This is a genomic window from Azospirillum oryzae, from assembly GCF_900177515.1.
Classification (GTDB): domain Bacteria; phylum Pseudomonadota; class Alphaproteobacteria; order Azospirillales; family Azospirillaceae; genus Azospirillum; species Azospirillum oryzae_A.
The window spans coordinates 265,452-290,275 of sequence record NZ_FXAK01000008.1 but is presented as its reverse complement, the minus strand read 5'-3'; the positions used below and the strand labels follow the sequence as shown (position 1 = coordinate 290,275).

At 68.4% G+C, this 24,824-nt stretch carries 20 protein-coding genes; 9 read left to right on the top strand and 11 right to left on the bottom strand.

Annotated elements, in window-relative coordinates; all coding sequences use genetic code 11:
- Nucleotides 1-1,134, bottom strand: coding sequence for an MFS transporter (locus B9N97_RS27365; protein WP_244560958.1), 1,134 nt, complete (start codon nucleotides 1,132-1,134; stop codon nucleotides 1-3).
- A 200-nt stretch (nucleotides 1,135-1,334) separates the two neighbouring features.
- Between B9N97_RS27365 and B9N97_RS27360 the strand changes: the two genes are divergently transcribed.
- Both B9N97_RS27360 and B9N97_RS27355 read left to right on the top strand, forming a co-directional pair.
- Nucleotides 1,335-2,231, top strand: coding sequence for a LysR substrate-binding domain-containing protein (locus tag B9N97_RS27360; RefSeq protein WP_085090985.1), 897 nt, complete (start codon nucleotides 1,335-1,337; stop codon nucleotides 2,229-2,231).
- A 151-nt stretch (nucleotides 2,232-2,382) separates the two neighbouring features.
- The gene (locus B9N97_RS27355; protein ID WP_085090984.1) at nucleotides 2,383-2,577 is read left to right on the top strand and encodes a YbdD/YjiX family protein; all 195 of its coding nucleotides are present in this window, start codon (nucleotides 2,383-2,385) and stop codon (nucleotides 2,575-2,577) included.
- Here the strand turns inward: B9N97_RS27355 and B9N97_RS27350 are convergent.
- Nucleotides 2,525-3,484: a YihY/virulence factor BrkB family protein gene (locus B9N97_RS27350; RefSeq protein WP_085090983.1), complete on the bottom strand. Its 960-nt coding sequence runs from the start codon at nucleotides 3,482-3,484 to the stop codon at nucleotides 2,525-2,527. The genes B9N97_RS27355 and B9N97_RS27350 overlap by 53 nt on opposite strands.
- Before the next feature lie 230 nt (nucleotides 3,485-3,714).
- Between B9N97_RS27350 and B9N97_RS27345 the strand changes: the two genes are divergently transcribed.
- Nucleotides 3,715-4,440, top strand: a complete 726-nt coding sequence (locus B9N97_RS27345) for an aspartate/glutamate racemase family protein (protein WP_244560957.1) — start codon at nucleotides 3,715-3,717, stop codon at nucleotides 4,438-4,440.
- Here the strand turns inward: B9N97_RS27345 and btsR are convergent.
- The 4 genes from btsR to B9N97_RS27325 form a co-directional block, all read right to left on the bottom strand.
- Nucleotides 4,415-5,131, bottom strand: coding sequence for a two-component system response regulator BtsR (gene btsR / locus B9N97_RS27340; RefSeq protein WP_085091188.1), 717 nt, complete (start codon nucleotides 5,129-5,131; stop codon nucleotides 4,415-4,417). The two genes, B9N97_RS27345 and btsR, sit on opposite strands and share 26 nt — an antisense overlap.
- A gap of 8 nt (nucleotides 5,132-5,139) precedes the next feature.
- Nucleotides 5,140-6,837 (bottom strand): sensor histidine kinase, encoded by a 1,698-nt coding sequence (locus B9N97_RS27335; protein ID WP_085090982.1) that lies wholly within the window; start codon nucleotides 6,835-6,837, stop codon nucleotides 5,140-5,142.
- A gap of 124 nt (nucleotides 6,838-6,961) precedes the next feature.
- Nucleotides 6,962-7,759, bottom strand: a complete 798-nt coding sequence (locus B9N97_RS27330; protein WP_085090981.1) for a polysaccharide deacetylase family protein — start codon at nucleotides 7,757-7,759, stop codon at nucleotides 6,962-6,964.
- A gap of 134 nt (nucleotides 7,760-7,893) precedes the next feature.
- Nucleotides 7,894-9,414, bottom strand: coding sequence for a malonate--CoA ligase (locus B9N97_RS27325; RefSeq protein WP_085090980.1), 1,521 nt, complete (start codon nucleotides 9,412-9,414; stop codon nucleotides 7,894-7,896).
- Between the two features lie 459 nt (nucleotides 9,415-9,873).
- Here B9N97_RS27325 and B9N97_RS27320 point away from each other — a divergent pair, with 459 nt between their 5' ends.
- Both B9N97_RS27320 and B9N97_RS27315 read left to right on the top strand, forming a co-directional pair.
- Nucleotides 9,874-12,873, top strand: coding sequence for a LodA/GoxA family CTQ-dependent oxidase (locus B9N97_RS27320; protein ID WP_085090979.1), 3,000 nt, complete (start codon nucleotides 9,874-9,876; stop codon nucleotides 12,871-12,873).
- A gap of 47 nt (nucleotides 12,874-12,920) precedes the next feature.
- Nucleotides 12,921-14,060 (top strand): NAD(P)/FAD-dependent oxidoreductase, encoded by a 1,140-nt coding sequence (locus tag B9N97_RS27315; RefSeq protein WP_085090978.1) that lies wholly within the window; start codon nucleotides 12,921-12,923, stop codon nucleotides 14,058-14,060.
- A gap of 166 nt (nucleotides 14,061-14,226) precedes the next feature.
- On the opposite strand, the gene B9N97_RS27310 is transcribed toward B9N97_RS27315, so the two are convergent.
- Nucleotides 14,227-15,126 carry a LysR family transcriptional regulator gene (locus B9N97_RS27310; protein WP_085090977.1) on the bottom strand — a complete coding sequence of 300 codons (900 nt, stop codon included), beginning with the start codon at nucleotides 15,124-15,126 and terminating at the stop codon, nucleotides 14,227-14,229.
- Nucleotides 15,127-15,230: 104 nt separating this feature from the next.
- On the opposite strand from B9N97_RS27310, the gene B9N97_RS27305 reads away from it, so the two are divergent.
- A complete protein-coding gene (locus B9N97_RS27305) occupies nucleotides 15,231-16,652 on the top strand; it encodes an aldehyde dehydrogenase family protein (RefSeq protein WP_085090976.1) in 1,422 nt (473 codons plus the stop codon).
- Here B9N97_RS27305 and B9N97_RS27300 read toward each other — a convergent pair.
- A complete protein-coding gene (locus B9N97_RS27300; protein WP_085090975.1) occupies nucleotides 16,649-17,575 on the bottom strand; it encodes a ParB/RepB/Spo0J family partition protein in 927 nt (308 codons plus the stop codon). The two genes, B9N97_RS27305 and B9N97_RS27300, sit on opposite strands and share 4 nt — an antisense overlap.
- Nucleotides 17,565-18,578: an AAA family ATPase gene (locus tag B9N97_RS27295; RefSeq protein WP_244560956.1), complete on the bottom strand. Its 1,014-nt coding sequence runs from the start codon at nucleotides 18,576-18,578 to the stop codon at nucleotides 17,565-17,567. The genes B9N97_RS27300 and B9N97_RS27295 overlap by 11 nt, the downstream gene beginning before the upstream one ends.
- Before the next feature lie 1,039 nt (nucleotides 18,579-19,617).
- On the opposite strand from B9N97_RS27295, the gene B9N97_RS27290 reads away from it, so the two are divergent.
- Nucleotides 19,618-20,547: a replication protein RepA gene (locus tag B9N97_RS27290; RefSeq protein ID WP_085090973.1), complete on the top strand. Its 930-nt coding sequence runs from the start codon at nucleotides 19,618-19,620 to the stop codon at nucleotides 20,545-20,547.
- Nucleotides 20,548-20,636: 89 nt separating this feature from the next.
- Here B9N97_RS27290 and B9N97_RS27285 read toward each other — a convergent pair whose 3' ends face one another.
- Nucleotides 20,637-21,485, bottom strand: coding sequence for a LysR family transcriptional regulator (locus B9N97_RS27285; protein WP_085090972.1), 849 nt, complete (start codon nucleotides 21,483-21,485; stop codon nucleotides 20,637-20,639).
- Nucleotides 21,486-21,599: 114 nt separating this feature from the next.
- Here B9N97_RS27285 and B9N97_RS27280 point away from each other — a divergent pair, with 114 nt between their 5' ends.
- Nucleotides 21,600-22,607, top strand: a complete 1,008-nt coding sequence (locus tag B9N97_RS27280) for a zinc-dependent alcohol dehydrogenase family protein (protein ID WP_208621271.1) — start codon at nucleotides 21,600-21,602, stop codon at nucleotides 22,605-22,607.
- Between the two features lie 354 nt (nucleotides 22,608-22,961).
- Here B9N97_RS27280 and B9N97_RS27275 read toward each other — a convergent pair whose 3' ends face one another.
- Nucleotides 22,962-24,152, bottom strand: a complete 1,191-nt coding sequence (locus B9N97_RS27275; RefSeq protein ID WP_085090971.1) for an HPP family protein — start codon at nucleotides 24,150-24,152, stop codon at nucleotides 22,962-22,964.
- A gap of 164 nt (nucleotides 24,153-24,316) precedes the next feature.
- Between B9N97_RS27275 and soxR the strand changes: the two genes are divergently transcribed.
- Entirely contained in the window at nucleotides 24,317-24,772 is a 456-nt protein-coding gene (gene soxR / locus B9N97_RS27270; protein ID WP_085090970.1) for a redox-sensitive transcriptional activator SoxR, read from the top strand.
- The last annotated feature ends 52 nt before the right edge of the window (nucleotides 24,773-24,824 follow it).

Genomic DNA, 24,824 nt, shown 5'->3' with positions numbered 1-24,824 from the left:
TCAGGCAAGGCGGGGAACAGCGGCGCCCAGATGGGGCCTCAGCATCAGGACGAGCGGCACGATCAGGGCGGCGGTCGCCGCCGAGGCCAGCACGCCGGTCGTCTGGCTGCTGTGGTCGGCGATTGCGCCGTAAAGGATCGGGGCCAAGCCGCCGGCCCCGATGACGCTGGTGTAGAAGACCGCGAAGGCCCGGCCGGTATCGCCGTTGGAAAGCTCCGGCACGGTGCCGTAGAGCACCGAGGAGGTGCCGTTGAGCACGATCCCGAGCAGCGGCAGCAGGACCAGCGTCGGCGTCAGCGAGGTGAACAGCGTCGCCGCGATCAGCACGGCGGTGGCGGCTTCGGTCACCATGACGCTGCCGACGACCCCCAGCCGCTCCCCCAGCAGGCCGCATGTCGCCTTTCCCAGCGCGCCGCCGATGAACAGCAGGGCCAGCGCCAGTCCGACCGTCGCGGTGTCGCCGCCCTGACCATGGATGAGGAAGGGCAGAAACAGCAGATAGCCCATGCGGGTCGCCGTATCGAGCGCGCCGATCACCGTCAGGATGCCGAAGCCGCCACGACCTTGCCCCGCCTTGGTCCCCGATTTGGCGGCCCTCACGATGGGAACCGCCGGCGCCAGAGGCAGCAGGGCGAGTGACACGATAAGCCCTATCCCCGCCATCAGCCCCAGCACCGGTTGCCAGCCGAGAAAAGGCAGCAGCACCGCGACGAGCGCCGGCAGCGCGGCTTTCCCGAGATCGCCCGAGAAATTGTAGATGCCGAGCGGATGCCGCGATGCCGAGCCGTAGCTGACGGTGACGAGCATCGATCCGCAGGGGTGCTGGATGCTCGATCCGATGCCGGCGACGACGAGGCCGACGCAAAGGCCGGCAAAGCCCAACGGCAACGCCATGATCAGCAAGCCCGCCGCCGCGAGGATTGTCGACAGGATCAGCGCCGCCCGCGGCGACAGGCCGCGAAGGGCCCGGTCGGCCGGGATTTGCAGCCCTCCCATCGTACCGGAGTAAAGGGCGCGGATGATGGCAAGCATCGCATAGGAAAGACCGAACTGCGCCTGCCATACCGGCAGGAAGACATAGAGGGCGTCGGTGTACCCATCATGCAGCGCATGGGCTAGGCACGCGCTCGCCAAACTTTTCTTCTTCTCTGTCCACCACTGTCTCGGATTCATCTTCAATGGCTTTCCCGGAGGTGCCACAGGCATTGCCCGGCTGGTCTCATCGGGAAGGCATGCTATATGTGTGAGAATTCATCGACTAGTATGCTTTGAATCACGGATACCGTTCGTTTTTCTCACGGATCACCCCCAGGGATCGCCCTCAAGGATCGCTCATGCGCCGCCTTCCTCCCCTAAACGCCCTGCGCATCTTCGAGGTCGCGGCCCGGACCGGCAGCTATGCCGAAGCCGGGGCCGAACTCGGCCTCACCCATGGCGCGGTGAGCCGGCAGATCGCCGCTCTCGAAAGCTGGCTCGGACAGAGGCTGTTCGTGAAGGACGGGCGCCGCATGGTCGCGACGCCGATGGCGCGGATCTTCGCGTCCGAGGTCGGCCTTTCCTTCGACCGGCTGGCCGTCGCGGCGGAAGCCTGCGGCCGGCCCGACGCCCGCCGCATCCTGCGTGTCAGCGCCCCGACCAGCTTCGCGATGCGCTGGCTGATCCCCCGGCTCGGCCGCTATCACGCCGACCATCCGCAGGTCGAGGTGGCGGTCACGACGGTTTCGACCGTGCTGGAGGAATTGCGTGGCGGCGTCGACGTGGCGATCCGGCGCGGGGCCGCCCGGGAGCATGTCTGGCCTCAGCATCGGATAGTGCCGGTGCTGGACGATGTGGATACGCTGATCATGAGCCCGGCGCTGTTCGCGCGGCGGCCGATCCGCAAGCCCGCCGACATCGAGGGGCACACCCTGTTCGCAAGCGAGACCCGTCCAGGCGATTGGACCGGCTGGCTCGAGGCGGCGGGGCTCCAGCATCTTGCAGGGCATCCCCGCCAGATATTCGATCACTTCTTCGTAACCCGTCAGGCGGTGGAGGACGGGCTGGGCATCGGGATCGGCCCGTTGCCGATGCTGGACATCGACGTCGCCAGCGGAAGGCTGATGACGCCGCTGCCCGAGATCCGGGTTCCAAGGACGGGGTACGTCGCCCTCGTTCCACGTCAGGCCGATGCGGGAAAGCTGGTTGCCGGCTTCGTCGACTGGCTTGTCGGTGAGGCACGGGGATCATTGTGACGGGTCATCGCGATCACCATCGAACCGCTCAAACCCCGAAATCTGCCGCTCAATCGGTCAAACCGCCGCTCGCCGGAAACCGCCCCAGCGCGTGCGGGAACGGCGCTAACGTGGGACGTCCCACAACGCCGGCTCCTGCCAGAGGCCTCCGATGAACAGTCCCTGCCCCCGCACGCCCCTGCGCAAGGTCCTCGCCAACCTGCGTCGCCTGTTCAACGACGACTCCTACGACCGCTACCGCGAGGCCCAGGCGCGCCTTGCTCCGGACGAATCACCGCTCGACGAGCGGTCCTTCAAGGCCCGGCAGATCCTGATGACTCTGGGACGCGGCTGCTGCGGACGGTAGGCCCCTCCCCCACCCCGGGGCCTACTTGCGGCCCCGCCTCCGGATTCAGCCCCGGCATCCGCGCCCGGCTGCCGCTGCGTTCGGAATAGGCGCGGGTCAGTTCCGCGCCGAACAGGAAGATCACCGCCGAGTAATAGACCCACAGCAGGATCAGCACGAAGGACCCCGCCGCGCCATAGACCGACACCACCCCGCTGGTGGCGATGTAGAAGCCGATCAGGAACTTCCCCACCGCGAACAGGAAGGCGTTCGCCGCCGCCCCCAGCCAGACGTCGGTCCAGCGGATATAGGTGTCGGGCAGGATGCGGTAGATCATCGCGAACAGCCCGGTCAGCACCGCCCAGGACGTCGCCATGTCGACCAGCCACAGCAGCGACGGCATCGCCGGCAGATAGCCGGCGGCCCAGCGGCCGGCCGCCGCCAGCGCCGCGCTGACCACCAGCGACACGATCAGCAGGAAGCCGATGGCACCGATCAGCGCCAGCGCCTTCAGCCGGACCCGCACCAGCCATGTGATGGTCGATTCCTGCGGCGCCGCCACCCGCCAGATGCGGTTCAGTGCGGTCTGCAGCTCGACGAAGACGGTGGTGGCGCCGACGATGATGGTGCCGATGCCGATAATGCTGGCGACGATCCCGGTCTCCCGCGCCCCGGCCCGCGCGATCAGGTCCTGCAGGGTCTGCCCGGCGTCGCGCCCGACCAGCGCGGTCAGCTGGTCGACCAACGCGCCGCGCGCCGCCTCGTCGCCGAACACCAGCCCGGCCAGCGCGATCACCAGGATCGCCAGCGGCGCCAGCGAGAAGATGGTGTAGAAGGCGATGGACGCCGCCATGCTCATCGCGTCGTCGTTCATCCAGCCATAGACCGCATCGACCACGATCCCCCACCACCGCCGCAAGCTGCCCATCGCCCCCTCCCCGAACCGTCCCATCCCTGGGGTAACAGCGACGGTGGCGATTTGGTCATACCGGTAACCTCGCGGGCCCGTTTCATGGTAGGAAGAAGGCGTCGGCGGCCGGACTCCGCCCGTCGCCGCCCATTGACCCGTTACTGCCCATTGAACAGTGAACAACGCGCCGGAAAGCGTTTCACGGCGTTCCAAACGTTCCATCCAATCCAAGACAGGAGACGCGCCCGGTGTCGCAGAAGGTGATCGGCCTGATCGGGGGCATGAGCTGGGAAAGCTCCGCCGAATATTACCGCATCGTCAACGAAGGCGTCCGCGACCGGCTGGGCGGGCTGCGCTCGGCACGCTGCCTGATGTGGTCCTTCGACTTCGCCGAGGTCGAGGCGCTGCAGCATGCCGGCCGCTGGGACGACGCCACCACCCTGATGATCGACGCCGCCCGCCGGCTGGAGCGCGGCGGCGCCGACTTCCTGCTGATCTGCACCAACACCATGCATCGCATGGCCGAGGAGGTGCAGGCCGCCGTCGCCATCCCGCTGCTGCACATCGCCGACCCCACGGCCGAGCGCATCCGCGCCGCCGGCCACCGCCGCGTCGGGCTGCTCGGCACCGCCTTCACCATGGAGCAGGACTTCTACAAGGGCCGGCTGGCCGACCGCCACGGGCTGGAGGTGCTGATCCCCGACGAGGCCGACCGCGCCACAGTGCACCGCATCATCTACGAGGAACTGGTCCAGGGCCGGGTCGAGGCCGCCTCCCGCCAAGCCTACCGCGAGGTCATCGCCCGGCTGGTGGAGCGCGGGGCCGAGGCGATCATCCTCGGCTGCACCGAGATCATGCTGCTGGTGAAGCCGGAGGACAGCGACGTTCCCCTGTTCGACACCACCGCCATCCATGCCGAAGCGGCGGTGGAGCGGGCAATCGACGGCTTCACCCCATTCCCAGCCGTTCCTTGAGCGCACCCAGGAAGCGGCGGCTGACCGGCACCACATGGCCGCCGCTGGTCTGAATTTCCGCCAGCCCGCCGTCGACGAAGCGGATTTCCCGGATGCGGTCCGTATTGACCAGATGCTGGCGGTGGCAGCGGAACAGCGGGCTCTTTTCCTGGATGGTGTGGAGCGTCAGTTCGGTGAAGCGCTCCTGCCCGTCCTCCCCCACCACATAGACGCCGGCGGGGCGGGAGACGACATACTCGACATCGGCAAGCTTCATCAGCGTGATGCGGTTGACCCCGGTGCAAGGGATGTGGCGCAGTTCCGCCGCCCCCGGCAACACGGCGACCTCCTGCGGGGCGCGCTGCCGGCGCAGGCGCTGCAGGGTCTTCTCCAGCCGCGCCGGATCGGCCGGCTTCAGCAGATAGTCGAAGGCATGCTCCTCGAAGGCCTGGACGGCATACTCGTCATGCGCGGTCAGGAAGACGATGCGCGGCATCCTTTCAGGATCGAGCATGCTCAGCATCTCCAGCCCGCTGACCCGCGGCATCTGGATGTCGAGGAAGACCACGTCGGGCGCCTGCCGGTTGATGGCGCCGATCGCCTCGATGGCGTTGGCGCATTCGCCGACGATGCGGATGTCGGCGGCCTCCTCCAGCATGCGGCGCAGCTCCTCCCGCGCCAGCGGCTCGTCATCGACGATCAGGACGTTCATGGGAACCATCATGCGGGCACGGTCTCTTCCAGGGGCAGGCGCAAAGTGACGCGGGTGAAGGCATCGGGCTCGCAGGCGATCGAGACGCCGTAATCCTCACCGTAGCGGTTGCGGATGCGGCGGTCGACGATGGTCATCCCCAGCCCGTCGCCGCCCGGCTTCGCCTCGTACAGCCCGGCATTGTCCTCCACCGACAGCAGCAAATCGCCGCCCTCCCGCCGGGCCGCGATGCGCACCTGCCCATCGCCCAGAAGCTGCGCCGTACCGTGCTTGATCGCATTCTCCACCAGCGGCTGGAGCGAGAAGGCCGGCAGCCGGGCGTGGCGCAGCTCGTCCGGCACCTCGATCTCCACCGCCAGCCGGCCGGTGAAGCGCGCCAGCTCGATCTGCAGATAGGCGCTGACATGCTCGACCTCGTCGGCCAGCGTCGCCATCTGGCTGGGCCGCTTCAGGTTCTTGCGGAAGAAGGTCGACAGGTTCTGCACCAGCTGCCGTGCCCGCTCCGGGTCGTTGCGGATGACGGCGGAGATGGTGTTCAGCGCGTTGAACAGGAAATGCGGGTTCACCTGAGCATGCAGCAGCTTGATCTCCGACTGCGCCAGCAGCGCCTTCTGCTGCTCGTAGCGGCCGGCCAGGATCTGGTTGGACAGCAGCCGCGCCACGCCCTCGCCCAGCGTGCGGTTGATGGTGGAGAAGATCTTGGTCTTCGGCTCATACAGCTTGATGGTGCCGATCACCCCGCCCTCCTCGCCCACCAGCGGGATGACCAGCGCCGCCCCCAGCCGGCAGCCCGGACTGATCGAGCAGCGATAGGCCACCTCGTTGCCGTCGGCATAGATGACCTGGTTGCTGGCGATGGCCTGATGCGTCTGCTTTGAGCTGATCGGCGTACCCGGCAGATGGTGGTCGTCGCCGATGCCGATGAAGGCCAGCAGCTTCTCCCGGTCGGTGATGGCGACGGCGCCGACGCCGGTCTCCTCATAGATGATGCGGGCGACGCGGGTGCTGTTCTCGCTGTTGAAGCCGCCGCGCAGCACGCCGTCGCAGCGCGCGGCGATCTTCAGCGCCTTGGCGGAAAAGGCGCTGGACTGCTTCTCGTCCAGCACGCGCCGCTCCAGCAGGATGCGCATGAACAGCGCCGCGCCTGCTGTGTTGGCGATGATCATCGGCGCCGCCACCACCTCCACCAGATGCACCGCCGCCTCGAAGGGCCGGGCCACCGCCAGGATGATCAGCATCTGCACCACCTCCGCCACGAAGGTGACGGCGCCGACGCGCAGCGGGTTGAACAGCGGTTCGATCCGGCCCTGGCGCACCATGTGGCGGTGGACCAGCCCGCCGATCAGCCCCTCCGCCATGGTGGAGATGGCGCAGGCCAGCGCCGACATGCCGCCCAGCGAATAGCGGTGCAGCCCGCCGGTCAGCCCGACCGCCAGCCCCACCGACGGCCCGCCGAAGATGCCGCCCAGCACCGCCCCGATGGCGCGGGTGTTGGCGATGCTGTCGTCGATGTGCAGGCCGAAATAGGTGCCCATGATGCAGAAGATCGAGAAGATCGCGTAACAGGCCAGCTTGTGCGGCCAGCGCACCGTCACATGGGTCAGCGGCAGGAACAGCGGTGTGCGGCTCAGCAGATAGGCGATCACCAGATAGACGCACATCTGCTGAAGCAGCGACAGGACCAGGGTGAAGGGCTCGATGGGCATGGCGGTGCTTCCAACGGCGGCTCGAAACAATGATGGCCGCTCGCCGTCATCCTACACCGGCCGGGCGCCCCCGCCGATGGGACATCCTTGCATCCCTACCCTGGCCCTACCCCAAGGCAGGCTCTCAGCGCCGCCGCGGCGCCGGGTGCAGCAACGCCATTTCCGGCGTCACCGATTGCCGCATCGCCGCCTCCCACTCGCTCATCGTGACGAAGCGCAGGCCCCGCCTCTCCCCCTCCTCCAGGATCGCCGGCAGCGCCGCGACGGTCGCCGCCTTGGTGCTGTGCATCAGCAGGACGGCGCCGGGCGCCAGCCGTTCGGTCACCCGGTGGCGGATCACGTCGGGACCGCTGTCCTTCCAGTCCTGGCTGTCGCCGGTCCACAGCACCGTCGCCATGCCATGCCGGTGCGCCAGCGCCGCGAGCGCGTCGTCCACATCGCCGAAGGGCGGCCGGAACCAGGACGCGGTCACCCCGACCGAGGCCAGCGCCTTTTCCGCCTGCGCCAGGTTCCACTCGCGCTCCGCCGGCGGCAGGTCGGTGGTCATCGGGTGGGTCTGGGTGTGGCTGCCGACCTCGTTGCCCGACGCCGCGACCAGCCGGGCGATGTTGTGATGCGCGGGGATCTTGGCGCCGATGTAGAAGAAGGTCGCCTTCGCCCCATGGGCCCGCAGAATATCGAGGATGCGCGGATCATTGGCATCCGGCCCGTCGTCCAGCGTCAGCGCCACCACCCGCGCCTGCGGCAGGGTCCGGTCGACCTGATCGAGGTCGAGGTCCGACCCGGGGATCAGATGCTCCGTCACGAAGGGAGCGGCGCCATGGGTGGCGGCATAGCTGCGCTGGCCGGCGATGGCCGAAACGGGCAGGGCGAGCAGGGCCGCCGCCAGCGGCAGGACGGCACGGCGGAACAGGGTCATCATCGCGGGCGCACATGAAAAAGCCGGAGCCGCGCCACCCCCTTCGAAAGGAGTAGGGCGCGGGCAGAGGGCCGAGCATTGCGCCCTCCGCGAAAGGCGGACAAGCGATATCTTGGAGACCCTGGCCGGAGTTCCCCTTACGCCCCGAACTTGCCCTTGTACGCCTCCCGCAGCAGGTTCTTCTGCACCTTGCCCATGGCATTGCGCGGCAGCTCGTCGACGAAGGCCACCGCCTTCGGCACCTTGAACTTCGCCAGCTGCTCCCGGCAGGCGCCGACCACCGCCGCCTCATCGACCGCAGCGCCCGGACGGCGCAGCACCACCGCCATCACCGCTTCGCCGAAATCCGGGTGGGGGATGCCGATCACCGCCGATTCCACCACGCCGTCGATGCCGTCGATCACCGTCTCCACCTCCTTGGGGTAGACGTTGAAGCCGCCGGAGATCACCAGATCCTTGGCGCGGCCGATGATGTGGACATAGCCGCGCTCGTCGATCCGGCCGACATCGCCGGTGATGAACCAGCCCCCGGGGCGGATCTCCTGCGCCGTCTTTTCCGGCATGCGCCAATAGCCGGAAAACACGTTCGGCCCCTTCACCTCCAGCACGCCGACATCGCCATCCGCAACCGGCTCCCCGGTCTTCTCGTCGGCGACCCGCACCGACACCTCGGGCAGCGGGAAGCCGACGGTGCCGGGGATGCGGTCGCCGTCCAGCGGGTTGGAGGTCAGCATGCCGGTCTCTGTCATGCCGTAGCGTTCCAGGATGGCGTGGCCGGTGCGCTCCCTGAACTCCCGGTGGGTGTCGGCCAGCAGCGGGGCGGAGCCGGAGATGAACAGCCGCATATGCGCCGCCGCCTCCCGCGTCAGGCGCGGGTCGGCCAGCAAGCGGGTGTAGAAGGTCGGCACCCCCATCATCACGGTCGCCCGCGGCAGCAGGCGGAACACGGCATCCGGATCGAACTTGCCCAGGAACAGCATGCCGGTGCCGTTCATCAGCACGCAGTTGGTGGCGACGAACAGGCCATGGGTGTGGAAGATCGGCAGGGCGTGCAGCAGCACGTCGTCGGGCCGGAAGCCCCAGATGCGGTGCAGGGTGGCGGCGTTGGACGACAGGTTGCGGTGGCTCATCATCGCCCCCTTCGACCGCCCGGTGGTGCCGGAGGTATAGAGGATCGCCGCCAGATCGTCGGCCGCGCAGGCCACCGTGTCGAACTCCGGGTCCAGCTCCGCCGCCCGGTCCGGCAGACTGCCGTCGCCGCCGGTGCCCAGCGTCAGCAGCGTGCCCACCCCCGCGCCCGTCGCGGTGTCGGCCAGCGCCGCCTCGTTGCCCGGCGTGCAGACGAAGACCGCCGGTTCGGCATCGCCCAGGAAGTAGCCGACCTCGGCCTTCGTATAGGCGGTGTTCAGCGGCAGATAGGCGGCCCCGGCGCGCAGGCAGGCGAGATAGAGGAAGACCGCCTCCGCCGACTTTTCCACCTGCACCGCCACCCGGTCGCCCTTGGCGACGCCCAGCTCCGCCAGCAGCCGGGCATAACGGCCGCTGATCTCCATCAGGTCGCGGTAGCTGTAGCGGCGGCCGGACTCCAGCTCGATGAAGCTGCTGTCGGCATCGGCGGGGAAGCGGGCGGCGGCGATGTCGAAGAAGTTGTCGCTCATTCTGGTCGGACCTCTGCGGAACGGATTGTTCATCATACACATCAATGGGGCAGGGGGAATCCCCTCTCCCCCCCGGGGAGAGGGTTAGGGTGAGGGGGTCGCACCGCGTGCCTCACCCGAGAATCCACCATTGTGCATCCCCCTTACCCCGGCCCTCTCCCCGGGTGGGAGGGGGGCACAGGCAGCAACCAAGAAAAATGTGGGACGTCCCACATCCGCACTTCCGGATCACCGGCACGAACAGCCGCAGACTACCTCAACTCCGGCAACGCCTCACCGCCATCATCTCTCCCATCCACCAAAAATGTGCGTCCTCCCGATTATTTCCGGTGGAAACCCTTGAAGTGCTCGCGTAAGCACGAGTCATGGTACGGGAAAATCACCACACAAAAACAACCTCCCGCACCCGACATGCCCCCGCCCCGGCAGTGCCGCCGGACGAACCAGGAGACGGAGCGAATGACGGCCGAAGACCCCAACAAGAGTCCCCCCTGCTTCGACTGCGCGACCAACGCCACCCAGCGGCTGGACGAGATGTTCATCGCCATGGGCCAGATGAAGCGCATCGCGCTGGGCCAGAAGCCGGCGGAACGCGCGGTGTTCCGCAAGCTGCACGGGGCCGCCCATGGCCGTCTGGTGATGGACCCCAACCGGCCGGAGGCGCTTCGCGTCGGCGTCTTTGCCAGGGACGAGCTTCCGGCCTGGATGCGCTTTTCCAGCGACACCGGGCCGACCTCGCCCGATCTGGGCTCGACGCTCGGCATCGGGCTGAAGGTCTGGGGCGTCGATGGCGTCAACGCGCTGGGCGAGACCGGCGACGTCGCCGACTTCATCATGCAGAACTTTCCCGTCTTCTTCGTCGACAACGCGGAGGAGATGTGCGAGTTCACCTATGCCGGCACGGTCCTGAAGGATTATCCCGGCTATCTCAAGAAACACCCGAAGACCGACGGCATCCTCAACGCCATGTCGGCCCAGGTCGACGGCAGCGTGCTGACCACCCAGTACTGGGCAATCCTGCCCTTCGCCTTCGGCCCCGACCATTACGCCAAATACTCGCTGGTGCCGGAAACGCCGCCGCCCGGCCATCCGGCGGTCAATGTGCCCACGGACGACAAGAATTACCTCGCCACCGACCTCGCCAACCGGCTGCTGGAGGATGACTACCGCTTCACCTTCATGGTGCAGGTGGTGCCGAAAAGCGTCGGCTTTCCACTGGACAAGGCGACGGAGGAATGGCCGACCGACCAGTATCCCTATCAGCCGGTGGCGACGCTGATCCTGCCGAAGCAGGATGTCTGCACCCGCGGCCAGGGCGATTACGGGCAGGAGCTGGCCTTCAACATCTGGCGCACGCCGGTGGAGCAGGCGCCGCAGGGCAGCATCGCCGCGGTGCGCAAGGTGGTCTACAACCACGGCGCCGACGTCCGTCATCAGGCCAACGGCCAGCCGCTTCAGCAGCCGACCCAACCCCGCACCGAAGCGCCGCCGCTCCCCAAGGACGACTGCATCATCAAGGCGGTGATCTACCCGCCCATCGGCATCGCCCGCATCGGCAACGCGCCGGAAGGCTATGTCGTCGGCCCCGAGGTGCCGAACCCGAAGCCGCTGATGGCCGGCGACGACCCGGCGCGGAATCCCTACCGTGACGCCGAAGGCCGGCTTCTGCCGCAGGCGGCGCGCTTCCGCATCTATGGCGTCAACGCCATGGGCCGGATCGTGCGCGAGCTGACCGCGGCCGACAGCGGCGCCGACATCACCTGGAAGGTCCATCTCGCCAACAAGAAGTCGGCCTGGTACGGCTTCCAACTGGCACTCGACATCCCGGAAGCGGCCTCCGCCGACCCGACCACGCTGCGCAACCCGATCGTCGCCGACCGTCAGGCTCTGGTGCTGGATGCCGGGGAGCATGCCATTCACGCCGGCCACGGCCGCCAGAGCCACGAGCTGATCGCCGGCAAATTCATGCACCAGGGAGAGCGGGTCTATCTCGGCCGCATGTGGTGCGAGGAGGGCGACCACCGCCTGCTGGTCACCGGCGGACGCGGCTTCTCCTCCTCCTACAACGGCACCAAGGCGATCACCTTCGGCAACAACGAGGGTTGGCACGACGACACCTCAGACGGCCCGGTCGATGCCATCGTCAAGCTGAACGGCATGGAGTTGCCGGTCACCCCCGCCTGGATCGTGGTGGCTCCGCCGAACTACGGGCCGCAGCGCAAGTCGGTGCGCACCATGTGGGATCTGATGCGCGACGTGGCGATCCAGGCGGGCACCCTGCCGAAGCCCGCCCGCCCGTCCTTCACCCACGACATCTACCCGGTGTTCGAGCGAATGACCGGCCTGCAATGGGTCAATGCCGGTTTCGCCGCCGGATTCGGCTGGAACTCCGCCAACGACTTCACCAAGCCGGAATGGATCGCGCGGCTCAGCGACCGCAGCCTCGCCAACCAGGAAACCCGGCGGGTGCTGAAGAACGCCTTCCGCCATGACGCGGTGGACAGCTGGTCGCCGACGCCCTGGCCATGGGTCTATGGCGACGCGATGAACATCCCGCCGGCCGAGACGCCGCGCCAGTACACCTCGCTGACCCAGACCCAGCTGGAGTTCCTCGACCAGTGGGTGGCCGGCGATTTCGACGACGATTGGGGCAAGGTCCCGGTCTACACCGACTTCGATCAGGTGCCGCTGGACGAGCAGGGCGACGTGCTGACCCGCGCCGCGCTCGACTTCTGCCTTGCCGACGCCTTCCATCCCGGCTGCGAGATGACGTGGCCGGTGCGGGCTGCCACCCTCTATATGGAGCCGTTCCGCTTCGCCCACGCGCCGAAGGGCTGGGTCGAGCCGGGGCTGGGCGCCATCCTGTCCAGCGACACCGTGACCATCCCCAACGGCCCGCTCTATGGCCAGCTTCCCGGCGGCATCACCCGCTGGATGGCGGTGCCATGGCAGACCGACACCGGCAGCTGCCGCTCCGGCTACGATCCAAGTTATGACCCCAACGTCCCCACCTTCTGGCCGGCCCGCGTGCCCAACGAGGTGCTGACCCGCGAGAACTACGACATCGTGATGGACGCCGCCCAGCCGGCCCAGGTGCGTCTGGCCGCCTTCGCCAACCGCGCCGCCTGGGTGGCGCCGCTGGGCACCACCAGCTACACCGACCAGATCAACAACATGATCCATCACTTCGACCATCTCGGCGTGGTGGAGGTCAATCCCGGCCCGACCGATCCGGAAGGCGCCAAGCTGTTCCCGCCGCTGATCGAGGTGGAGGACCAGCACATCCCGATCCCCGACGTCGACGACACCGTCGACACCAAGGCCGTCCGGGCCGCCCACCGCACGCTGTCCACCAAGGCGCCGGCCCCGTCGGGCGGCGGGGCCGGGCTGCGGGCGACCCAGCCGGTCGACCTCAGCCGGATCGACAAGGTCCGCCGCTTCCCGCGCGGGCTGCGGTGATCCGAGTTGGTGCAGCCGTCAGGGACCGGACGGAGACGGACAAGGCTGTGGCGTGTGCGGTCGGGGTGGATGCGGTCGTCGTCGGGGCGGGTCCCGCCGGCGCCGCCTTCGCCCTCAATCTCGCGCCGATGCACCGGGTGCTGGTGCTGGACCGGCGGGCGGGTCCCGCCGTCCGTATCGGCGAATCGCTGGCCCCGGCGGCGCGCCGGCTGCTGACCGACATGGGTCTGTGGGACGCCTTCCTCGCCGAAGGCCATTCCCCCTGCCATGGCGGCCGGTCGGTCTGGGGCGGACCGCTGCCGGTCGAGGCCGACAATCTGCGCGACCTCGACGGGCCGGGCTGGCACCTCGACCGCGGCCGGTTCGACGGCTGGCTGCGCCGGGTGGCGGCCGCTCGCGGCGCCGTCCTGCTGATCCCGGCCCAGATGCTGTCGGTGGACAGGGCAGGGCAGGGCTGGCTGCTGGAGGTGGAGACCGCCGGCCGCCGCCTTCCCATCCACGCCCGCCTGCTGGTCGATGCCGGCGGACGCGGCTCGCCGCTCGCCAAGCGCTTCGGCGCCCGGCGGGCGATATCGGACCGGCTGGTCTGCGGCTGGGTCCATGGCTTTGATGCCCCCGGCCGCCAGTCCGGCCTGACCTGGATCGAGGCGGAGCCGGAAGGCTGGTGGTACAGCGCCCCATTGCCCGAGGGCCGCCGGGTCGTCGCCTTCCACACCGACGCCGACCTGCCCGCCGCGGCGGATGCCCGCGACACGGCATCGCTGCTGCGCCGGCTGTCGACTTGTTCCGTGCTTGCGGCCTCGCTGCGCGCCTGCGGCTTCGAACCGGAAGGGCAGGGGGAGGGGAGGGGCGGTTTCTGCGCCGCCCACAGCAGCAGCCTGTCCCCCGCTTCCGGCGAAGACTGGCTGGCCGTCGGCGACGCCGCGCTGGGCTTCGACCCGTTGTCGTCGCAGGGCATTTTCAACGCGCTCTACACCGGCTTGGCCGCCGCCGAGGCCGCCCACCGTCATCTGTTCGGCGATCCCGGCGCGCTGTCCGGCTACGCCGCCGGCCTCGCTCCGATCCGCGACGCCTACCGCGCCCATCTGCGCTCTTGGTACGGCCTGGAACGCCGCTGGCAAGACCGCCCCTTCTGGCAACGGCGTCTCTCAATCCCCCTCTCCCCCCCGGGGAGAGGGTCGGGGTGAGGGGGATGCACGGCGGGACCTTCGTGAAAATCCTGCGGCGCTTCCCCCTCTCCTTAACCCTCTTCCCGCGTTCGGCGGACCTATGGTCACCTGTCGCGTCAGCGCAAACGAAGTTTGCGCGAGAGCGGGAGAGGGAAGAAATTGTGGGACGTCCCACATCGCTGCCCTACCGCCCGCCCCCGATCTCCCGCACCAGATCGACCAGCGCCCGCAGCCCCGGCGGCAGATGGCGCCGGCCTGAATAGTAAAGACACAAGCCCGGAAACGGCGGCGTCCAGGCCTCCAGCACGCGCAGCAACCTCCCGGCGGCGATGTCGTCGGCGACATGCCACTCCGCCAGATATCCCAGCCCCATCCCGGCCCGCACGGCCTCGAGCATCAAATCCGGATTGTCCAGGATCAGCGGCCCGCTGCCGTCGATGGTCACCGTCTCGCCATGGCGTTCGAACTCCCAGCGATAGAGCGCGCCACTCGGCAGCCGGCTGCGGATGCAGCGGTGCCCGGCAAGGTCGGCCGGCGTGGCGGGCAGGGACCGACCGGCGAAATACTCCGGCGTTCCGACCACCGCGAAGCGCAGCTCGGGGCCGAGCGGGATGGCGATCATGTCCTGCGGCACCTGCTCCGCCAGCCGCACCCCGGCATCGAATCCCTCCAGCACGATGTCGACCAGCTTGCCTTCGGTGACGATGTCCACCGTCATCTCGGGATAACGGCGCAGATACTCCAGGATGACCGGCTTCATGATCATCCGCGCGGCTCCGGCCGAACTGTTGATGCGCAGCGTTCCGGCAGGCGCCGCTCGATGCTCACCCAGCCGGTCGAACGCGGCACGGATGTCGCGCAGGGCAGGGGCGGTGTCGGCGACGAACTGCTCCCCCGCCTGGGTCAGCGCCACGCTGCGCGTCGTCCGGTGGAACAGCCGCACCCCCAGCCGCTCCTCCAGCGCCGCAATGGCATGGCTGAGCGCCGAGCGTGACATCCCCAGCTCAGCCGCCGCGGCGCGGAAGCCGCGATGCCGGGCAACCGCCTGCACGGCCTCCAGCTCCGCCAATCCAGTGAGTGACATTGTCCCGATCCGTTCACCGATTCATGCGGGATTGTCCATCTTATCACCCGACGGCCCTTGCGCCACCTGAATGGCCAGCCAACAGCCATTCCACGAGACCCGTCATGCACAGCATCGATACCATCTATATCGACGGCCGCTTCGTCACCGCGCACGGCACGGAACTGTTCGACCTGCACAACCCGGCGACCGGCGCCGTCACCGGCCGCGTCCGCCTTGCCGACGAGGAGGATGCCCGCGCCGCCATCGCCGCCGCCAAGCGCGCCTTTCCCGCCTTCTCCCGCACCGGCAAGGCGGAGCGGATCGACATGCTGCACCGGCTGGCCGATGCCGTCGCCGCCCGGCGCGACGACCTGCTCGACGCCGTGATCGACGAGTATGGCGCCCCGGCCTCGCGCGCCGCCTTCATGGTCGATCACCCGGTGAACGCCTTCCGCGAAACCGCCGAACTGCTGGCCGACTATCCCTTCCTCCGCCGGATGGGCACGGCCGCGGTCAGCATGGAACCGCTCGGCGTCGCCGGGCTGATCACGCCGTGGAACAGCAATGCCGGCTTCATCTGCGGCAAGCTCGCCACCGCCATCGCCGCCGGCTGCACCGCCGTGATCAAGCCCAGCGAGATGAGCGCCCGCCAGACCCAGATCGTTACCGAGGCGCTGCATGCCGCCGGCTTGGCCCCCGGCCTGTTCAACATCGTGACCGGCCGCGGCGACCGGGTGGGGGCGGTGATCTCCAGCCATGCGGACGTCGCCAAGATCTCCTTCACCGGCTCCACCGCCACCGGCAAGGCGATTCTGCGCGCGGCGGCCGACACGCTGAAGCGGGTGACGCTGGAGCTGGGCGGCAAGTCGCCAACCGTCATCCTCGACGACGCCGACCTGTCGCAGGCGATCCCGATCGCGGTCAACGCCGCCTTCATGAACAGCGGCCAAGCCTGCATCGCCGGCACCCGCCTGCTCGCCCCGCGCAGCCGCCTCGCCGAGATCGAAGCGCTGACCAAGGCGGCGGTGGAGGCGGTACGCGCCGGCGATCCCCGCGATCCGGCCACCATTGTCGGCCCGATGGTCAGCCGCACCCAGTGGGAACGGGTACAGCGCTACATCCGCGTCGGGATCGAGGAGGGCGCCGTCCTGCTGGCCGGCGGAGCAGGGCGTCCGGACGGCACCGAAGGCTGGTTCGTGCGCCCGACCCTGTTCACCGCGGTCCGCAACGACATGACCATCGCGCGTGAGGAGATCTTCGGCCCCGTCCTCTCCATCCTCCCCTATGAGGACGAGGAGGAGGCGATCGCCATCGCCAACGACACCGTCTACGGCCTGCAGGCCTATGTGCTGTCGGGCGACACCGCCCGTGCCCGCCGCGTGGCGGAGCGCATCGTTGCCGGCCGCGTGCTGATCAACAGCCTGACCCACGACCCGAAGGCGCCCTTCGGCGGCTTCAAGCAGTCCGGCATCGGCCGCGAATATGGCAGCTTCGGGCTGGACGCCTTCCTGGAACCCAAGGCGCTGCTAGGGGAGGGCGTCTAGGCGCCCGCTTCCCCGTCCAGGATGGCGTCGATCTCCGCCCGCAGCCGCATCAGTCGGTCGCGGTTGTCGGGGTCGAGGTAGCGGCGCTGCTCGCGCACCACCGCCACGTCGCGCAGGATACGCTTCACGCTGGCCTGCAGGGTCCGCATGGCCTCCTTGGCATCCGGCTTGGCGTCCGGGTCCTGGGGAACGGCATCAGACCCGGCGGCGCCCCCGCTGGCATGGTCGCGCTTGGCCTGCCGCACCGCCTTGACGCTGGCGCCCTCCTTGGCGCGCTCCCACAGCCGGGCGTGCAGCTCCGCCGGGGCGGCGGCGATCTCGATCATGACGGAACGGGAGACATGGGCGAACTGCGTCGCATACTCCTCCCGCATCTCCGCAGGCAGCCCCATGATCGCCAGCAGCTTGGTCACGTCGGTGCGGTCGCGCCCGACCACGGCGGCCAGCTCGTCATGGGTGTAGCCGTGCTTGTCGATCAGCCGGGCCAGCGCCGCCGCATATTCCACCGCGTTCAGGTCGACGCGCTGGACATTGTCGATCAACCCGATCTCGTCCGGATCGCCGGAGGTCAGGATGGCGAAGACCGTCTTGCGGCCCAGCATCTCGTGCGCGCGCACCCGGCGCTCGCCGCCGATCAGCAGATACTCGCCCTGCGGCAGGGGGCGGACCAGGATCGGGTTCTGCAGCCCGTGCCGCTCGATGGAGGATGCCAGGCTGCGCAGTTCCGCCTCGTCGAAATGGCGGCGCGGCTGGTCGGGGTTGCGGTGGACGCGGGCGAGGTCCAGTTCCACCACATGCGGGAACCCGGCCGAGGTGCCGAACAGCCGGTCGCTGCCCACCGTCAGCCCGCCGGCCATCGCACCCGCCGGCTCCGCCGCGGTGCCCAGCAGCTCGCGCGTCTTGCGTTCGAACTTACGCGACATGGGCCGTCTCCCGGTTCTGGGCATAGGCGCGGATCTGGCGCGCCACCTCGCGGAAGGTCTCTGCCCCCGGCGCCTTCGGATCACCGGCCAGCGTGATCATGCCGGCCGCCGCCGCCTTGCCATAGACGGTGGCGCGCGGGATGGGCGCGAAGACCGGCACCTGATCGGCGTAGGATTCGTGCAGCTCCTGCAGGGTCGCGCGGTCCTGGGTCAGCCGGTCGTTGTACATGGTCGGGATGATGCCGGCGATGCGCAAGGACGGGTTCACCCGGCGGCGGATGCGGCCGATGGTGTCGACCAGCCGCTTGACGCCCAGCAGGGCCAGCGCCTCCGTCTGCACCGGAACCACCACCAGCTCCGCCGCCGACAGCGCGTTGGCGGTGACCAGCCCCAGGTTGGGGGCGCAGTCCATCACCACGAAATCATAGGCGTGGCGCACCTCGTCCAGCTTCTCGCGCAGGATCAGCCCGCCGGTGGAATCGGCCGCCAGTTCCACGTCGGCGTCGGCCAGCGACAGCCCGGCCGGGGCGAGGTCCAGCCCGCGCTCCGCCGTCGGCATGATGACCGAGGTCAGCGGCTCTTCCGAGCGCAGCACATAATAGAGTGTCTTGCGCTGCTGCTCCAAGGCGACGATGGCGGCGTTGCCGATGCCGACATGGACGGTGGCGTTGCTCTGCGAATCGCAGTCGATCAGCAGCACCCGCGCGCCGCCCTCCGTCAGGGCGTAGGCGAGGTTGACGGCGGTTGCGGTCTTGCCGACGCCGCCCTTCTGGTTGGCGACGGCCAGATAGGTTGCCGAACGCGGCTTCTCGTCCGCCTTGTGGCGGGTCAGGAAATCGACCAGCTGCTGCGGGATGCGCTCCGCCCCGCTTTCCCAGCGGCTGATCCGCGCCTTGGTATAGCTGCGGCCGAGCTGCGCGTTCAGCCACTCGGCGAACTGCGTCTGGTTCTCGCCGCGGCGCTCGCGCAGCTGGCGCATGTCGTCGCCCCCGATCGACAGCATTCCGGTCATTCCCCTTCAACTCCGGCGGCCCACAGATACGGCCGCGCGGAGTCTGAGCAAGTTGCCGGAACTTTGTCAATGGAGCCTGCTCGGAGTTGCCACAACAAACGCCCGCCCTCAGTCAGGTCGTGGTCGCAGTTCCCGCCCGTCCGCCGACGCGGTCATCGCATTTCGCGCCATATCACCCCTCCGCCCGGCTTGGCTCAGGGCAAGACAACTCCGCTGCCGCCGGCCGACTCCCCGGCGGCGGGACGCCTGAACCTTGGTGACGCCCCGACGGCGATATGGGCCGCCTGGATTTGAACTTTGGTGACGCCCCTGGCCGAACCGACTCGGCAAGACTCCTGAACTTTGGTGACGCCGGGCGGTTCAGCGGCGGTTCTGGGGTTTGAACTTTGGTGACGCCATCGGTCCCGAATCGACTCGACCGGCAGTTTGAACTTTGGTGACGCCCGGACAGTGCGGACCGGTGAAAGGTGACCGGACGAGCCTCCGCTTAGGTCGGCTGGATTCCCGCGAAGGCGGGAATCCAGACATTTCAGCGGCTTATCCGCGACGTTTCCTGGCTCCCCGCCTTCGCGCGGATGACGGAAAGCCCGCGCTTTCCAAGGGTCCAGGGGTTGGATCGAAGAGCGCGCCCCTCTTATAGGCACGACACGCCACCATCTTACCCGCTGGAATCCTTGAACTTTGGTGACGCCCCGCAGGCGCCGCCGCCCGAATCGAGAAGTCCAGCGTCACCAAGGTTCAAGCCGCCAGGCGATCCACGGCACCGATTCGTCCACAGGCCCCCGGTTTTTCCCCATGAACTCTGGTGACGCCACTCTTGAACTGTGGTGACGCGACTCGGACTTATCCCCTGAACCTTGGTGACGAATCTAATAGTTGGTTCCAAATAGCTTCCAATTAGCCTGCGTCACCAAGGTTCAAATTGCCTTCGGCGCGATCCGGGGTGTTGTATCTGGCAGGTTCGGTCACCAGCCCGTCACATGACGGTTGGCCACAGCACCGTCGCCGGGGACAAAAGCGGGAGGTCGGCATGGGCAGCATTCATCGTTTGATCGAGACTCACGGACGCGACGGCGCGCTGGCCCTCGTTTCGGACGAGGAACGGCCCCTGATCGACATCGCCGCCGCGGTCCAGGCGGCGGAGAACGGCAAGCTCGGCATCACCTATGCCGGATTCTGCCAGACGGCGCTGCCCCACCGCCAGCTTCCCGACGACCAGCATTGGGAACGGCCGGGCCACAAGGTGAAGCTCGTGATCCAGCCCGGCGTGATCGAGGACCGCAACGGCGTCACCCGCCGAATCGGCGTCCCCTATGGCAGCCGGGCGCGCATGATCCTGCTCTATCTGCAGACCCGCGCCATCCAGACAGGCAATCCGGAGGTGGAACTGGGCGGCTCCATGCACGACTGGCTGAAGCGCATGGACATTCCGATCTGCGGCAAGGCCTATCGCGACGTGGAGGATCAGGCGGCGCGGCTGTCCGCCTGCCATCTGACCTTCTTCACCGACGCCGACGGCGGCCGGCGGCAGAGCAAGGAATCGATCGTCGCCGACGCCATCCAGCTGCGCCGGCCCGACGACCGCCAGGGAACCCTGTTCACCGAGACGGTGCGGCTCAGCGACAGCTTCTTCAAGGCCCTGCGCGAGCATCCGGTTCCGGTGGCGGAAGAGGCGCTGAAGGCGATCAGCGGCAAGTCGATGGCGCTCGACGTCTATATCTGGCTGGCATACCGCCTGCATTCGCTGGACAAGCCGACGCCGATCACCTGGGCAGCCCTGCACGGCCAGTTCGGCGCCGGCTACGCCCTGGTGCGCCAGTTCAAGACCAAGTTCATCCCGAATCTGAAATATGCCATGGCGGCCTATCCCGACGCCCGTGTCGAGGAGGCGGCCGAGGGGCTGATCCTCTATCCGTCGCGTCCGCCGATCAACGAGCGGGCGATGGCGCGCATCGCCTGATGTCCTGCGGACTCCCGGCGCTGAACTTTGGTGACGCCGGTTCCGCCGATTCTTGAACTCTGGTGACGCTGCGCATCACAGGCCGGTGGTCACGAAAAGCGGTCGATCATCAGATCCAGAAGGGCGCGCAGGCGGGCCAGTCGGCGCAGATCCTGGTGATAGCCGACCCAGACATCACGTCCGGGCGGCGCTTCGCCGAAGTCGATGACCTGCAGCCTGTCCAGGGCATCGCCGATCGGGCGCGGCAGGACCGCCAGTCCGATGCCGAAGGCGGCCATGGCGGCCTGGACATCACGGTTGTTGCTGCGAAACGCGATACGGGCGTTCGGCAGCATCCGCTGCAGCCATGCGACATCGGGCATGCCGCCGAAGGCGGCGTCCATCGTGACCAGCGCGCAGCCGGTCCCGTCCCCTGCCTTCGGTGGCGGACTGCCGACGATCCCGTATAGGGCATAGTCGATCCGGGTCAGCTTGCGCTGTACCACTTCCGGCTCCTCGAACGGACGGATGCGGAACACGAGGTCGGCCTCGCGCCTGGACAGGCTCAACAAACGTGACTCGGTCAACAGTTCCACCGTCACACCGGGGTGGCGCCGCGTGAACTCGTGGATGACCGGCGTCAGCATGTGCAGGCCGAACCAGTCGGAGGACGACAGCCGCAGGCTGCCCTCCAGTTGTCCATTTTTGCCGGCCAGTTCGCGCTCCAGCGCAAGGCTTTCCTCTTCCATGCGCTCGGCATGGCGCAGCACCGCGGCCCCTTCGTCGGTCAGCACGAAGCCGTCGCTGGTCCGTTGGAACAGCGTGTGCCCCACCGCCTCCTCCAGCGCGCGCAAACGACGACCCATGGTCGGCTGGGTCTGTCCGATCCGCCGTGCCGCCGCGCCCAGTGTGCCCTCGCGGGCAATCGCCAGGAAAATCCGAAGGTCGCTCCACTCCATGCCGCATCATACAGAAATGAATGGATTTCAAACAGTATCGTTGTTTTTCAAACATCCGCGTTGGCCGCATTCTTCGGGACATCACCACGATGCACCCCAACGAGGAGCAAGGCCATGTCCCAGGATCCGAACAACACGATGCGCGCGCTGGTGCTGGACGCGTATGACGCCCCGTTCCGGCTGACCGAGGTGGCGCGGCCGGTGGCCGGTCCCGGCCAGGTGCTGGTCCGCATCGCCGCCAGCGGCGTCAACCCGCTGGACACCAAGATCCGGGCGGGCGCCGCCGGCCACGCGAAGCATCCGCTGCCCGCCATCCTCGGCATCGATCTGGCGGGCGAGGTCGTCGCCGTCGGTCCCGGCGTCACCGCCTTCAAGCCGGGCGATCAGGTCTATGGCATGACCGGCGGCGTCGGTGGCCGGCAGGGCTCGCTGGCGGAATACGCCGCGGTCGAGGCCGACCTGCTCGCGCACAAGCCGGCAAACCTGACGATGCGCGAAGCCGCCGCACTGCCGCTGATCACCATCACGGCCTGGGAAGGTCTGGTCGACCGCGCCAACCTGCAATCCGGCCAGACGGTCCTGGTCCAGGGCGGCGCCGGCGGCGTGGGGCATGTGGCGGTGCAGATCGCCCATGCCTTCGGTGCGACCGTCTGGGCGACAGAATCGGCGGGAAAGCTGGCACTTGTCGAACAGCTTGGCGCCACCGCCATCGATTACCGGGCCGAGACGGTCGAGGCCTACGTCGCCCGCCACACCGGTGGCCGTGGCTTCGATCTGGTTTATGACACCGCCGGCGGGGCGGTGCTCGACGCCTCGTTCCAGGCGGTGCGGCGCTTCGGCCATGTGGTCAGCAGCCTGGGCTGGGGGACGCATGCGCTGGCGCCGCTGTCGTTCCGGGCCGCGACCTATTCCGGCGTCTTCACCCTGCTGCCCCTGCTGACGGGGGAAGGGATGGCGAACCATGGCGAAATCCTGCGCCGCGCCGCCGCCCTGGTCGAAGCCGGCAAGCTGCTGCCCCGTCTCGATCCGCGGCGTTTTTCGCTGGAGCAGGCCGGCGCCGCGCACACCGCTATGACCGACGGCAGCGCCGGCGGCAAGATCGTCGTTGAGATCGTGCTCTGACCGTACCTGTCTTCAACTCCGGGCGGACGTCACCAAAGTTCAAGGAAAATCGTCGGTGGCAGCGTGTCTGCGCCGGCGATTTTCCCATCTCCGCTTATCCGCCCGCCCTCTCCACGATAGGACTATGAACCTATCTTTCGCCACGGGGGGCGCAGAATGTTCAGCCTGTCGCGGATCTTCGGCTCCCCCCGGTTCTCGCCGGGATACCAACAGGATACCGGAAGCGCCAACCACCCGCTCCGCCCGGATGGAACAGGTGAACAGATCCCCGGATCCTGTTTCACGGTGTTTCAAACGTTCCATTCCCCCGCCGCCTTAGGGTCGGCGAAGGGAGGGGACTCGCCTCCCGAACTGCTACGTCCGTCCCGCCGCCACGTCGCGCAGATAGCCGCGTGGCAGCGTCTCGTTCAGCCCGTCGACCCCGGTCTGCACCGCGCGGGCGAGCGCGGTACGGGCCAGCACCACCAGCAGGTCGGTCTGGGTGATCATTCCCAGCACCCGGCGGTTCTGGTCGACGATCACCACGTCGTGGGTGCGGCCGTCGGACAGCCGGCCGAGCAGGCGGAAGACCGGCGTGTCGGGCAGCTCGGTCGCCGCCGGCGTCATCACGGCGCCGACGCGCGATCCGTGATGCAGGGCATCGCCGTGCGACAGCTGCTCGTGCCCGACGATACCGACGACGGCGTTCTGCCCATCCACCACCGGCAGCGTGCGGAAGCCATGCTCCAGCAGCCGGGCGCGCGCGACCTGCGGGTGGGTGTCCGGCGTCACCGTGACCACGTCGCGCGACATGATCTCCCGGCAGGTGATGTCGGCATGCAGCCGCTCCAGCGCGTGCAGCTCGGCATTGACCAGCAGGGCGCCCAGATCGTCGCGGCTGACATCCAGCGTCTCGGCCAGCGTGCGCAAGGCATCGTCCACGTCGCCCTGCGTCAGGGCCGGGCGCAGCTGCGCCGGCGGGTCGTTGGTGCGGTGGGTGTTGACCGCCTTGTGCGGATAGCGGTGGCCGGACAGCCGGTGGAACATCAGCCCGGCGGTCAGCAGCAGGATGGAATTCACCGCGACCGGAAAGAAGGCGAACTTGATGCCCATCTCCGTCACCGCCGGCCCGCCCAGCACCGCGGTCAGCGCGGCGGCGCCGCCGGGCGGATGCAGGCAGCGGGTCAGCGACATTGTGGCGATGGCCAGCGCCACCGCGGCGGCCCCGGCCAGCATCGGGTCGGGGATGACGCTGGCGACCAGCACGCCGACGATGGCCGACAGCGTGTTGCCGCCGACGATCGACCAGGGCTGCGCCAGCGGGCTGGCCGGGACGGCGAACAGCAGCACAGCCGACGCCCCCATCGGCGCCACCAGCACCGGCGCGCTGGACATGTAATGCAGCATGTTGCGGCAGAGCAGCCCGGTCGCGGCGATGCCCAGCAGGGCGCCGCAGCAGGCGATCATCCGGTCGCGCAGCGTGGCGCCGGGCAGGATCGGCCGGAACACGCGCTCACCCAACGCCGCCATCCACCCCTGCAGAGCGGCAAGCCTTCCCCTGGTCATACGGTCTCCGTCCCCCTGGCCCAAAATCCTGATTACGCGATCGGCAGTTTGCCCATTCGGGCGGCAAAGTCCGCCGACCCTAAAACCTCAACAGAACTTGAGGTCAAGCGGAAAAGCCGTCAGACTGGCGGGATGGAGGGTTGCAGGAGAGGGGAGGGGCCGGAATGCTGTCGCCGGAGGAGTACGACAAGGACCTGACGGTGGGGGAGGTGGCGCGCCGTTCCGGCGTGGCGGTCTCGACCATCCATTTCTACGAGGCGCAGGGGCTGATCCGCAGCTGGCGCAATCCCGGCAACCAGCGCCGCTTTTCCCGCGACGTGCTGCGGCGGGTGGCGGTCGTCAAGGTGGCGCAGCGGCTGGGCATCTCGCTCGCCTCCATTGCCGACGCGCTGAACGCCCTGCCGCAGGACCGCTCCCCCACCACCGCCGACTGGCAGCGCATGTCGGAGCGCTGGCGGGCGGAACTGGACGACCGCATCACCAAGCTGACCAAGCTGCGCGACAATCTCGACGGCTGCATCGGCTGCGGCTGCCTGTCGATCCGCGACTGCCCCCTGCGCAACCCGTGGGACGAGCTTGGCGACGGCGGCGCCGGCCCGCGGCTGCTCGATCCCGCCTGATCCCGCCGCCTGATCTTGGGCTTACCCACATTAAAATTGCGGCCCATACGAA

Coding starts and splice junctions, on each gene's coding strand:
- B9N97_RS27360 (WP_085090985.1), top strand. CDS start 1,335: ATGCGCCGCCTTCCTCCCCTAAACGCCCTGCGCATCTTCGAGGTCGCG.
- B9N97_RS27355 (WP_085090984.1), top strand. CDS start 2,383: ATGAACAGTCCCTGCCCCCGCACGCCCCTGCGCAAGGTCCTCGCCAAC.
- B9N97_RS27350 (WP_085090983.1), bottom strand. CDS start 3,484: ATGGGCAGCTTGCGGCGGTGGTGGGGGATCGTGGTCGATGCGGTCTAT.
- btsR (WP_085091188.1), bottom strand. CDS start 5,131: ATGAACGTCCTGATCGTCGATGACGAGCCGCTGGCGCGGGAGGAGCTG.
- B9N97_RS27335 (WP_085090982.1), bottom strand. CDS start 6,837: ATGCCCATCGAGCCCTTCACCCTGGTCCTGTCGCTGCTTCAGCAGATG.
- B9N97_RS27330 (WP_085090981.1), bottom strand. CDS start 7,759: ATGATGACCCTGTTCCGCCGTGCCGTCCTGCCGCTGGCGGCGGCCCTG.
- B9N97_RS27325 (WP_085090980.1), bottom strand. CDS start 9,414: ATGAGCGACAACTTCTTCGACATCGCCGCCGCCCGCTTCCCCGCCGAT.
- B9N97_RS27320 (WP_085090979.1), top strand. CDS start 9,874: ATGACGGCCGAAGACCCCAACAAGAGTCCCCCCTGCTTCGACTGCGCG.
- B9N97_RS27310 (WP_085090977.1), bottom strand. CDS start 15,126: ATGTCACTCACTGGATTGGCGGAGCTGGAGGCCGTGCAGGCGGTTGCC.
- B9N97_RS27305 (WP_085090976.1), top strand. CDS start 15,231: ATGCACAGCATCGATACCATCTATATCGACGGCCGCTTCGTCACCGCG.
- B9N97_RS27300 (WP_085090975.1), bottom strand. CDS start 17,575: ATGTCGCGTAAGTTCGAACGCAAGACGCGCGAGCTGCTGGGCACCGCG.
- B9N97_RS27295 (WP_244560956.1), bottom strand. CDS start 18,578: ATGCTGTCGATCGGGGGCGACGACATGCGCCAGCTGCGCGAGCGCCGC.
- B9N97_RS27290 (WP_085090973.1), top strand. CDS start 19,618: ATGGGCAGCATTCATCGTTTGATCGAGACTCACGGACGCGACGGCGCG.
- B9N97_RS27285 (WP_085090972.1), bottom strand. CDS start 21,485: ATGGAGTGGAGCGACCTTCGGATTTTCCTGGCGATTGCCCGCGAGGGC.
- B9N97_RS27280 (WP_208621271.1), top strand. CDS start 21,600: ATGTCCCAGGATCCGAACAACACGATGCGCGCGCTGGTGCTGGACGCG.
- B9N97_RS27275 (WP_085090971.1), bottom strand. CDS start 24,152: ATGACCAGGGGAAGGCTTGCCGCTCTGCAGGGGTGGATGGCGGCGTTG.
- soxR (WP_085090970.1), top strand. CDS start 24,317: ATGCTGTCGCCGGAGGAGTACGACAAGGACCTGACGGTGGGGGAGGTG.